We start from the raw sequence: 10,224 nt of genomic DNA on the forward strand, positions 1-10,224 counted from the left end.
CGCTGCGCAGGCCACACACGGATGGGGGAAAAACTGAGCAAAGCGTGAACTGATCGTCACCATAAGTGATCAATTGCCCCGGTGAATGCACTCAACGTAAGCGCACAATGCGGCTGCACGCCAGAATGCACGTGCATCCGCGGCTGCTCTGCGCCCGGGGTTTCTTCCATCCGGGTATCCGGATCGGTACGTCCCACCCTACCCCGGAACAAAAAGACTCACCCCATGGAAATGGCCACAATGCGACAAGACCGTGTTTTGGGGGATGCAGCCGAATTCAGCCGTGCGCAGCGTTCCGCTCGCGCACCCAGGCGACCGTCTCGGCGAGTCCCTCGCGCAGGCCGACCTCCGGCTCCCAGCCGAGCGCCTCCCGGGTGGCCCGCGGGTCGACCGCCATCGCGGGCAGATCGCCCAGCCGCGGCGGCGCGAACTCCGGGTCGTCCGGCGCGCCCGCCGCCTCGGCGACCAGCGTGTGCAGCTCCCGGTCGCTCGTCTCGAGCCCGGTGCCCACGTTGAAGCGCCGCCCGCCGCCCGCGTCGCCGGCCGCGCGGGCGAACGCGTCCACCACGTCCAGGACGTAGACGTAGTCGCGGGTCTGCGTGCCGTCGCCGAACACCCTGGTCGGGCGGCCGGACAGCAGCGCGTCCGTGAAGATGGAGATGACGCCCGCCTCGCCCTCGGGCGTCTGCCTCGGCCCGTAGACGTTGGCCAGGGTGAGCGTCGTGAAGTCGATGCCGTGCAGCTGCCGGTACATGCCCGCGTAGACCTCGCCGGAGACCTTCGATGCCGCGTACGGCGAGGCGGGCCGCAGCTCGGCGTCCGCCGGGACGGGCAGGGCGTCCGGCACCCCGTACACCGCGCAACTGGAGGTGAACACCACCTTGCGCGCGCCGGCCGCGCGCGCGGTCTCCAGCACGTTGGCGGTGCCCATCACGTTCGTGCGGGCGTCGCCCAGCGGGTCGGCCACGCTGGCGCGGACGCTGACCTGCGCGGCCAGATGGCAGATCACCTCGGGACGCCGCACCGCGGCCTTCTCCGCGAGCGCCGGGTCGGCGACGTCCATCTCCCACAGCTCCACGCCTGGACGGGAGTTGGCGCCGGACGACATGTCGTCCACGCCGATGACCTCATGACCGTCCGCGACAAGCCGGTCGACGAGATGGGATCCGATGAATCCGGCCGCGCCGGTGACGAGTGCGAGCACCCGCAGCACGATACCGGCGGTTCAGGTGCCCGCGGGCTTGTCGGCGCCTCCGGACGCCTTGATCTCGCCGCAGATCTCCTCGATCCGGCCGAGCACCTTGGCGCGCAGGTCGGTCGGGGCCTGCTCGCACCCGCACGACTTGCTCACCAGTTTCTTGACGGCCTCTTCGAGCCCGTACTCGCGCAGGCACGGCCCGCACTCGTCCAGGTGCTGGCGGACCTCTCCGCACCCGCCCTGGTCGAGTTCGCCGTCGAGGTAGGTGTAAACCCGCGCCAGTACCTCGTCACAGGGCGTGTCATGGTGGTTCCCGCAGCTCATGTCGACCCCCTGCCGGCGCGGGTGAGCCCGCGCTCCTCAGCGTAGTCCTCCAGCATGCCGCGCAGCTGGCGCCGGCCGCGGTGCAGCCGGGACATCACCGTACCGATGGGCGTGCCCATGATCTCGGCGATCTCCTTGTAGGCGAAGCCCTCGACATCGGCGAGATAGACCGCGATGCGGAATTCCTCCGGCAGGTCCTGCAGTGCCCGCTTCACATCGCTGTCGGGCAGGTGCTCCAGCGCCTCGGCCTCGGCGGACTTCAGGCCGCTGGAGGTGTGCGACTCGGCGCGCGCGAGCTGCCAGTCCTCGATGTCCTCGGTGGCGGCCTGCTGGGGCTGGCGCTGCTTCTTGCGGTAGGAGTTGATGAACGTGTTGGTCAGGATGCGGTAGAGCCACGCCTTGAGGTTGGTGCCTTCCTTGAACTGGTGGAAGGACGCGAACGCCTTGGCGAACGTCTCCTGGACGAGGTCCTCGGCGTCGGCCGGGTTGCGCGTCATGCGCAGCGCGGCCGAATACAGCTGGTCCAAGAACGGGAGCACGTCGCGCTGGAACCGCTCCTGGCGCTGCTCCACGGTCTCCGTGGTGCCCGGTACCTGACCCACCTCCTCGGCTGTGGCGCCCGTGGCCGCGACTGGGCCGGCGGCGTCGTATCCCACAGACGATATCGGTCCGCGCGGCCTGACAACGCGGACGGGTGCCCGCGCATCGCCGCTCGGCGCCGCCGCACCGGCTCTCCGCTGCGGATCGGCGACGGCCGTGGTCATCGGTCAGCACCTCCGTGTTGTTCGCTATGAGACGGTGCAACACCGCAACGGCCCCGCCGATTCCCTGTATGGGGCGACGCGCCCGAACACCGGGTCACTCAGGGTGAAGTCCGGCCCCGGACGGGGAAAGAAGTGACGTACACGGCGAGAACAGGAGCAATAGGTGCACTCCGTGCATTCGGCGCGACCTTCCGAGCCCACCATCGCCAGCCTGCGCGACACCTCCGGAGACGGCGCCGGAGACTCCCTGGCGCGCTACTGGACCTTCTACCGGGCGGTGGCGGACGCCCAGCTCACGCGCTGGCTGCCGCGCCGGCGGTCCCGCGTGCTGGACGTTTCGGGCGGCCACGGGCACAGCGCGGGCCTCGCCGCCGGCGCCGGGCACGCGGTGCTGGAGGTGCGCGACCCCGAGCACCGGGCCCGCGCGTCCGGCGAGCCGGGCCGTCCGGTGCGCGGCACGACCCCGCTGATCGCCGACTCCGGCACACTCTCCTACCTCACCGACGCCTGCGTGGACGCCGTGATCGCCGAGAACCGCGTGCTGTCCCGCCACCTCGCCACCGAGGCCACCATCGCCGAGATCGCCCGCGTGCTGCGTCCCGGCGGCCGCGTCCTGCTCTGCGTCGACTCCCTCACCCTCGGGATGGCGCTGCTCGCCGAGCGGAACTACTGGGCGCACCTTTCGGACGTGCCGAGCGCCGAGGTCGTCCTCGTCCCCTGGCCGGACGGGACGATCACCCGCTCGTTCTCGTCCCACCAACTCCGCGAACTGCTCACCGACGCCGGCCTCGACGTCGAATGGATCAGGCCCCGCACGGTGCTCTCCCCGTCAACGGTCGAGCACGTCCTCGCCGAGTCGCCGCGCGCCCTGCCCCGCCTGATCCGCACCGAACTGAACGCCCGGCAGGCGGACGAGTCCCTGGGAATCCATCTCCTCGCCAGCGCCCGCAGGGCGGGCTAACGCCTGCGGTCGTGCCCGGCCTGGCAGGTGATGCAGCGGGCGGCGTCGGGGCGGGCCTCCAGGCGGCCCTCGGGGACGGGCTCTGCGCAGTCGACACAGCGGCCGTAGGTACCGGCGCCGATCCGCTCCAGGGCCGCGGCCACGCCGGCGCGATGGCGTTCCAGTGATTCCAGCGCGGCCTCCACCCGGTCGTGGGCGGTGAGGCCGGCCCCGGCGTCCGCGGCGGAATTGTCGCGTTCGGGGGTCTCGCCGCGGAGAATGGCAATGGAACGATCCAGATCCGCGAGCATGGCCGTGAGGCGGGAACGGGCGACGGCGGTGTCCACGATCGTGCGAACTCCTCCCGCTGGGCTCCCCGGCGAAGGGGATTTCGCCCCGGCCGCCCCGCCGGGACGGGCCGGGGCGGCGGCACGCGGGGCGGCGGCGGTCAGAACAGGCTGTCGGAATGGTTACCGGGACTATCCCCGGAAATCACCGGTTCTATGAGCTCCGGCCCGTTGTTCTTCACGCTGTTGACCGCTTTTGACACCGGGTAGGCGTCCATTGTCCCGGCCATGGCGGGCACCAGGAGGCCGCGGACCTGCTCGGTGCCGGTCAGCTCGGGGTCGAGCCAGGCGTCCCAGCGGTCCGGCTCGACGATCATCGGCATCCGGTCGTGGATCCGCCCGAGGTCGTCCGGCGCGTCGGTCGTGATGACCGTGCACGTCCACACCCACTCGCCCTCTTCGGTCTGGGGGGCCGACCCCCCGGAACCGCCTTCGGGCGACCTCCACAGTTCATAGAGTCCGGCCATCGCCATGATCGCGCCGTCTTTCGGGCGGATGAAATACGGCTGCTTCTGCGGCTTCTTCTTGGCCTTCTTCTCGCCCTCGGCCGGGTCCGGCGCGCCGTCCCGGTCCTGGATCGTGTACCACTCGAAGTAGCCGTCGGCGGGCAGCAGGCAGCGGCGCCGGGCGAACGCCCGGCGGTACGACGGCTTCTCGTGCACGGTCTCGAACCGCGCGTTGATCATGCGGGAGCCGATGGACAGGTCCTTGGCCCAGGACGGGACGAGGCCCCATCGCACCGTCCGCAGCTGCCGGACGGCGGCGGCCTCCTCGGGTGCGCCCTTCGGGGCCCTGGTCAGGATGGCCGGTACCTGTTTCGTCGGAGCGACGTTGTAGTCGGGCTGGATGTCCCCGTCGACGGCGTCGAGCTGTACCTGGAACTCGTCCAGCAGCTCCTGACGCGCCCGGGTGGTTGCATAACGTCCGCACATGGCTCCCATCCTGCCGCGCTTGAGGTGCGACACGCTGGGCATGTAGCGGGTCATGCGACCCTTCACGACCCTGGCCCGCCCCTTCGTGGCGGCGCCCTACATCATGACCGGCCTGGACGCCATCCGCGATCCGCGCGAGCGCGCTGAGCGGGTCGGCCCGGCCGTCAAGCCGGTCGCCGACCGGATCGACTGGATGCCGAAGGACCCCGAGACCCTCGTCCGGATGGAGGGCGCGCTCAGCCTCGGCACGGGCGCGCTGCTGCTGACCGGGAAGTTCCGGCGGCTGGCGACACTGCTGCTCGCCGCGCAGCTGGTCCCCGCGCTGGCGACCGAGCACCACTACTGGACCGAGCACGACCCCGAGCGCCGCGCGAACGAGCGCTCGCACCTGCTGAAGAACGCCGCCCTGTTCGGCGCGCTGCTCATGTCGGCGACCGAGCCGCGGCGCCCGCCGCGCACCGCGCAGCTGCGGCGCGCGATGCGCGAGACGCAGATCAAGACCGGCGCCGAGGCGAAGGCCATGCGCCGGGAGGCCGCCGCCACGCTGCGGGACGCTCGCCGGGAGGCGGCCCGGCAGGTGCGCGTCGCCCGCGCGGAGGCCGGACGCGAGGCCGCCAGGCGGACCGCGAAGGCGGCGAAGGCGGCGAAGATCACGAAGCCCGCGAAGACCGCGCGCAAGGGCGGCCGGCGGGCCGGCGGGGCCGGCGGCGCGCTGGCCAAGATCGGCGCCGGCGGTGCCTTCAAGGCGGGCAAGGCGGGCGGCGCGCTGAAGAACATCGGGTACGGCGGCGTGTTCAAGGCCGGCAAGGCCGGCGGCATGTTCAAGGGCGGCATGTTCAAGAACGCCAAGGGGGCGGGTGGCGCGTTCCGGCTCGGACGCGCGTCCAAGCCGAACCGGGCCGCGCGGGCGGGGCAGACGGTCAAGGCGGGCACCGCCACCCAGGCCGCGAAGGCCATGAAGGCGGGCCGGACGGTCAAGACGGGTACGGCCGTCCAGGCGGGCAAGGTTCTTGAGGCGGTCAAACGCTGATTTCCCGAAGAGAACCTTAAAAGAACCTCAAAACCATTGAACCGGGAGGTGAGGCGGTCCCGTACTGCCGGGTGACCGCCCGCATTCCACCACGACGGAGACGCCCCGGCCATGGCCCTTCCCGGATCGTCCGGCCGCCGGCCCGGCGGGTTGCGGAGCCTGCTCCGCCGCCCCGGCACGGCACGGCCGGTATCGGCCGCGCGCGAGCCCGGAAAAGACGACGAGGACATCGTCACGGAGCTCTACCGCGAGTACCATCGGCCGCTCCTCGCGTTCGTTCTCCGGCTGACCGGCGGTGACCGCCAGTGGGCCGAGGACGTGGTGCAGGAGACCATGATCAGGGCGTGGCGCAGCGCGGACCGGCTGGACGACCGGACGTCCTCGCTGATGCCGTGGCTGGCCACGGTCTCCCGGCGTATCGTGATCGACCACCGGCGGCAGCGCGAGGTCCGGCCGCCGGAGGTCGGCGACGGCCCCCTGGAGAACCTCCCGATGGCGGACGAGATGGACGGCCTGCTGCGCAAGGTCGTCGTGACGGAGGCGCTGAAGTCGCTGTCCCCCGCGCACCGGCAGGTGCTCATGGAGACGGTGCTGCGCGACCGGACGGTGAACCAGGCCGCCGAGTACCTGGGCATCCCGGTGGGGACGGTCAAGTCCCGCGTGTACTACGCACTGCGCGCGTTGCGCGTCGCCCTGGAGGAGAGGGGGGTGACCTCATGAGTACCCCGGTCGAGCACACCGATGTCGGCGCCTACGCGCTGGGGCTTCTCGAAGACGGCGATCGCCGGGCCTTCGAGGCGCATCTGCACGGGTGCGGCCGCTGCCAGACCGAGCTGGGAGAGCTGGCCGGGGCGGCCGGGGCCCTCTTCGAGTCGGCGCCGGGAGCCGCCGCCGAGCCCGCCGCCGAGCCGGCGCCGGAGGAGGACGAGCCGCCCGCGGCCCCGGCGCCCGTGATCGACATGATGCGCCGCAGGCGGCGGGCCGACCGGCGGTTCCGGCGCGGCACGTACGCGATCGCCTCCGCCGCCGCGGCGGTGGCGCTGGGCGCGGGTGTCGCGGTGGGGACGACGCTGAACGAGGAGGGCCACTACAGGCCGCCGCCCGCGGCGCAGTCGATCGTCGGCGAGCGGTTCCACGCGGCGAACGCGAGCACGGGCGCGTCCGGGACGGTCGGCCTGGTCGACAAGGGCTGGGGCACGCAGGTGAGCCTGGAACTGCGCGGCATCAAGGGGCCGCTGCGGTGCCACCTGGAGGCCGTGTCGCGCAACGGCGAGCGCAGCACCGTCGCGGGCTGGCGCGTCCCCGACAAGGGCTACGGCGTGCCGGGCCAGCCGAAGCCGCTGGTCATGCAGGGCGGTACGGGGCTGACCCGGCCGGAGATCAGCAGTTTCGTGGTACGCCTCGACGGCGGCGGGACGCTGCTCACCATTCCGCTCTGACCCGTTCCGGCCCGATAACCTTGGGTCATGCCCTCTCCGCACTGGCCCGCCCCGGTCGCGCGTGTCCCGGTGGACGCCACCGTCCCGCTGCCCGGCTCGAAGTCGATGACCAACCGGGCGCTGATCCTGGCCGCGCTCGCCGCCGCGCCGGGCCGGGTCGTCCGCCCGCTGCGCAGCCGCGACACCGACCTGATGGCCGCCGCGCTGCGCGCGCTCGGCGTCGGGGTCGATGAGGGCGGCGATGGGGCCGCCGCGGGCGGCCCCGGAGGGCCGGCCCCCGGGACGGGCACGGACTGGCGGGTCGTCCCCGGTGAGCTGACGGGTCCGGCGACCGTCGACACGGGCCTGGCCGGGACGGTGATGCGGTTCCTGCCGCCGGTCGCGGCACTGGCGTCCGGCGAGGTGTTCGTGGACGGCGATCCGCGCGCCCGGGAGCGGCCGATGGGCCCGATCATCACCGCGCTGCGGGCGCTCGGCGCCGACATCGACGACGGCGGGCGGGGCGCGCTCCCGTTCACCGTGCGCGGGACGGGCGCGGTGAACGGCGGGGAGGTCGTGATCGACGCCTCTGGATCGTCCCAGCTGGTGTCGGGGCTGCTGCTGGCCGCGCCGCGCTTCGACAAGGGCGTCGAGATCCGGCACGAGGGCCCGCCCGTGCCGTCGGCGGCGCACCTGACCATGACCGTTGAGATGCTGCGCGCGGCGGGTGCGACGGTGGAGACCGGGCAGAACGTCTGGCGTGTCGCGCCGGGCCCGCTGCGGGGCCGGGACTGGGTGATCGAGCCGGATCTGTCGAACGCGGCGCAGTTCCTCGGCGCCGCGCTCGTCACGGGCGGGCGGGTGACCGTGCCGGGCTGGCCGGCCGAGACGACGCAGCCGGGCGACGCGCTGCGCGGGCTGCTCGGCGCGATGGGCGCCGAGGTGTCGCACGGCCCGGACGGGCTGACCGTGCGGGGCCGCGGCGGGTTCGGCGGCCTGGACGCGGACCTGCACGCGGTGGGCGAGCTCACCCCGGTGCTCGCGGCTCTCTGCGCGCTTGCGGACTCCCCGTCCCGGCTGACGGGCATCGCGCACCTGCGCGGCCACGAGACCGACCGGCTCGCCGCGCTGGTCGCCGAGATCAACGGGCTGGGCGGCGACGCCACCGAACTGCCGGACGGGCTGGAGATCCGCCCGCGTCCGCTGCACGGCGGCGTCTTCCACACCTACGACGACCATCGGATGGTGATGGCGGCGGCGGTGCTCGGCCTGGCCGTTCCCGGCATCGATGTGGAGAATCCGGGCACCGTGGGCAAGACTCTTCCGAACTTCACCCGGCAGTGGGCGTCGATGCTGACGCCCGCCTGACGTCAGGGGCGGACACTGGCTCGACGCGTACATGACTACGACGAGGACGACGTCCGGGTACGGCCCGGCCGCCGGGGATCGCGGCCGCGCACCCGCCGCCGTCCCGCACACGAGGGCGCCTCGCCCGGGCTCGTGACCGCGGTGGACCGGGGCCGCTACCGCTGCCTGGTCGATCCCGGCACCGGGGACGAGCGCGGCGTCATCGCGATGCGCGCCCGCGAGCTGGGCCGCAAGGGCGTCGTCGTCGGCGACCGGGTGGCGCTGGTCGGGGACGTGTCCGGCGCCCCCGACACCCTGGCCCGCATCGTCCGGGTGGAGCCCCGCACGTCCTCGCTGCGCCGCACCGCCGACGACACCGACCCGTTCGAGCGGATCATCGTCGCGAACGCCGACCAGCTGGTCATCGTCACGGCGCTCGCCTCCCCCGAGCCCCGCCCCCGGCTGATCGACCGGCAGCTCGTCGCCGCCTACGACGCCGGGATGGATCCGCTGCTCTGCCTGACCAAGGCCGACCTCGCCGCCCCGGACGCCCTGGTCGCCGAGTACGCGCCGCTCGGCGTCCCGTACGTGGTGACGCGGCGCGGCGGCGGCCTGGACGAGCTGCGCGCCCACCTGTCCGGCCGCGCGAGCGTCCTCGTGGGCCATTCGGGCGTCGGCAAGTCGACGCTGGTGAACTCACTGGTCCCGGACGCCGAACGCGCGGTCAGCCACGTCAACGTCGTCACCGGCCGCGGCCGGCACACCTCGTCGTCGGCGATCGCGCTGGAGCTGCCCGGCGCGGACGGCTGGATCATCGACACCCCGGGCGTCCGCAGCTTCGGCCTGGCCCACGTCGATCCGGAGAACGTGATCAACGCGTTCGAGGACCTCGCCGAGGGCGCCGCCGAACGCTGCCCGCCGCACTGCGACCACTTCCAGGACGACTGCGGCCTGAACGGGTGGGTCGCCGAAGGCCACGCCTCCCGGGCCCGGCTGGACTCCCTGCGCCGCCTTCTCGGCGCCCGCGACTCCGACACCGTCGAATAGCCCGCGACGGACGGCGTTACGCGTCGCTATGGTCCCTTACATGCCTCAGATGATCGCTGCGCGGTACGAGCTCGTGGAGGTGCTCGGCCGGGGTGGGATGGGCGCGGTGTGGCGGGCCCGCGACCGGACGCTCGGCCGCGAGGTGGCGGTCAAGGAGGTGTCGCTGCCGCAGGGGCTGGACGACGCGCAGGTCGAGCGGCTGTACGCGCGGACGTTCCGGGAGGCGCGGTCGGCGGCGCGGCTCGACCATCCGGGCATCGTGACCGTCTACGACGTCGTCGAGGAGGACGGCCGGCCCTGGATCGTGATGCAGCTCGTCCGGGCCGAGGGGCTCGACCGGGTCATCGCGCGGGAGGGGCCGCTGCCGCCGGCGCGGGTCGCGGCGATCGGGCTCGACCTGCTGGACGCGCTGGGCGCGGCGCACGCGTCCGGGGTCGTGCACCGCGACGTCAAGCCGGGGAACGTGCTGCTGCCGCGGGGCCGGGCCGTCCTCACCGACTTCGGGATCGCGACCGTGGCGGGTGACGAGACGCTCACCCAGGCCGGCGCGATCGTCGGGTCGCCCGCCTATCTGGCGCCCGAGCAGGCGCGGCACCAGAAGGCGACTCCGGCGTCCGATCTCTGGTCGCTGGGCGGGACGCTGTACGCGGCGGTCGAGGGCCGGCCGCCGTTCCGGCGCGAGGACGTGTGGGGCGTGATGGCCGCCGTCCTGTCGGACGATCCGGATCCGCTCCAGCACGCCGGTCCCCTGACGCCCGTCCTGCACAGGCTGCTCCGCAAGGACCCCGCGCAGCGGATGGGGCCCGAGGAGGCCGGGCGGCTGCTCCGCCGGGTCGCGCACGGCGCGCCGCGGCCGCCCCGCACGCCCGGCGCGCCG

The 10,224-nt window shown here is 73.2% G+C and carries 12 protein-coding genes; 7 read left to right on the forward strand and 5 right to left on the reverse strand.

The genetic code is table 11. The features are described 5' to 3' along the window. Positions 1-277: 277 nt before the first annotated feature. The 3 genes from AF1_RS07480 to AF1_RS07490 are packed head-to-tail and all read right to left on the reverse strand — an operon-like array spanning position 278 to position 2,124. Positions 278-1,204: an NAD-dependent epimerase/dehydratase family protein gene (locus AF1_RS07480; protein ID WP_131732521.1), complete on the reverse strand. Its 927-nt coding sequence runs from the start codon at positions 1,202-1,204 to the stop codon at positions 278-280. A gap of 21 nt (positions 1,205-1,225) precedes the next feature. Continuing rightward, on the reverse strand, positions 1,226-1,522 hold the full coding sequence (gene rsrA, locus AF1_RS07485; protein WP_067794274.1) for a mycothiol system anti-sigma-R factor: 297 nt from the start codon (positions 1,520-1,522) through the stop codon (positions 1,226-1,228). Next, positions 1,519-2,124: a sigma-70 family RNA polymerase sigma factor gene (locus AF1_RS07490; protein ID WP_067794288.1), complete on the reverse strand. Its 606-nt coding sequence runs from the start codon at positions 2,122-2,124 to the stop codon at positions 1,519-1,521. The genes rsrA and AF1_RS07490 overlap by 4 nt, the downstream gene beginning before the upstream one ends. Positions 2,125-2,449: 325 nt before the next feature. Here AF1_RS07490 and AF1_RS07495 point away from each other — a divergent pair, with 325 nt between their 5' ends. Then, entirely contained in the window at positions 2,450-3,247 is a 798-nt protein-coding gene (locus AF1_RS07495; protein WP_306303154.1) for a class I SAM-dependent methyltransferase, read from the forward strand. Here the strand turns inward: AF1_RS07495 and AF1_RS07500 are convergent. Together AF1_RS07500 and AF1_RS07505 are read right to left on the reverse strand one after the other, a co-directional pair. Then, positions 3,244-3,573, reverse strand: a complete 330-nt coding sequence (locus AF1_RS07500; RefSeq protein ID WP_067794275.1) for a TraR/DksA family transcriptional regulator — start codon at positions 3,571-3,573, stop codon at positions 3,244-3,246. The two genes, AF1_RS07495 and AF1_RS07500, sit on opposite strands and share 4 nt — an antisense overlap. 101 nt (positions 3,574-3,674) lie before the next feature. Beyond that, on the reverse strand, positions 3,675-4,559 hold the full coding sequence (locus tag AF1_RS07505; protein ID WP_242608732.1) for an SOS response-associated peptidase: 885 nt from the start codon (positions 4,557-4,559) through the stop codon (positions 3,675-3,677). Here AF1_RS07505 and AF1_RS07510 point away from each other — a divergent pair. The 6 genes from AF1_RS07510 to AF1_RS07535 all read left to right on the forward strand — a co-directional run. Next, entirely contained in the window at positions 4,558-5,535 is a 978-nt protein-coding gene (locus AF1_RS07510) for a DoxX family membrane protein (protein WP_084262541.1), read from the forward strand. The genes AF1_RS07505 and AF1_RS07510 overlap by 2 nt on opposite strands. 111 nt (positions 5,536-5,646) lie before the next feature. Next, the gene (locus AF1_RS07515; RefSeq protein ID WP_067794276.1) at positions 5,647-6,255 is read left to right on the forward strand and encodes a sigma-70 family RNA polymerase sigma factor; all 609 of its coding nucleotides are present in this window, start codon (positions 5,647-5,649) and stop codon (positions 6,253-6,255) included. Further along, positions 6,252-6,974, forward strand: coding sequence for an anti-sigma factor family protein (locus AF1_RS07520; protein ID WP_067794277.1), 723 nt, complete (start codon positions 6,252-6,254; stop codon positions 6,972-6,974). The genes AF1_RS07515 and AF1_RS07520 overlap by 4 nt, the downstream gene beginning before the upstream one ends. A gap of 27 nt (positions 6,975-7,001) precedes the next feature. Continuing rightward, positions 7,002-8,321, forward strand: a complete 1,320-nt coding sequence (aroA, locus tag AF1_RS07525) for a 3-phosphoshikimate 1-carboxyvinyltransferase (protein ID WP_067794278.1) — start codon at positions 7,002-7,004, stop codon at positions 8,319-8,321. 15 nt (positions 8,322-8,336) lie between these two features. Then, positions 8,337-9,347, forward strand: a complete 1,011-nt coding sequence (gene rsgA / locus AF1_RS07530; RefSeq protein WP_067794279.1) for a ribosome small subunit-dependent GTPase A — start codon at positions 8,337-8,339, stop codon at positions 9,345-9,347. A gap of 40 nt (positions 9,348-9,387) precedes the next feature. After that, the coding region (locus AF1_RS07535) for a serine/threonine-protein kinase (RefSeq protein ID WP_255218785.1) at positions 9,388-10,224 on the forward strand (837 nt) is incomplete at its 3' end.

Origin of the sequence: Actinomadura formosensis NBRC 14204 (genome assembly GCF_001552155.1) — a bacterium.
Taxonomy (GTDB): Bacteria; Actinomycetota; Actinomycetes; order Streptosporangiales; family Streptosporangiaceae; genus Spirillospora; species Spirillospora formosensis.

Excerpts from the sequence above, each read along its gene's own strand:
- aroA (WP_067794278.1), top strand. The coding sequence starts at position 7,002 with ATGCCCTCTCCGCACTGGCCCGCCCCGGTCGCGCGTGTCCCGGTGGAC.
- AF1_RS07510 (WP_084262541.1), top strand. The coding sequence starts at position 4,558 with ATGCGACCCTTCACGACCCTGGCCCGCCCCTTCGTGGCGGCGCCCTAC.
- AF1_RS07520 (WP_067794277.1), top strand. The coding sequence starts at position 6,252 with ATGAGTACCCCGGTCGAGCACACCGATGTCGGCGCCTACGCGCTGGGG.
- AF1_RS07505 (WP_242608732.1), bottom strand. The coding sequence starts at position 4,559 with ATGACCCGCTACATGCCCAGCGTGTCGCACCTCAAGCGCGGCAGGATG.
- AF1_RS07515 (WP_067794276.1), top strand. The coding sequence starts at position 5,647 with ATGGCCCTTCCCGGATCGTCCGGCCGCCGGCCCGGCGGGTTGCGGAGC.
- rsrA (WP_067794274.1), bottom strand. The coding sequence starts at position 1,522 with ATGAGCTGCGGGAACCACCATGACACGCCCTGTGACGAGGTACTGGCG.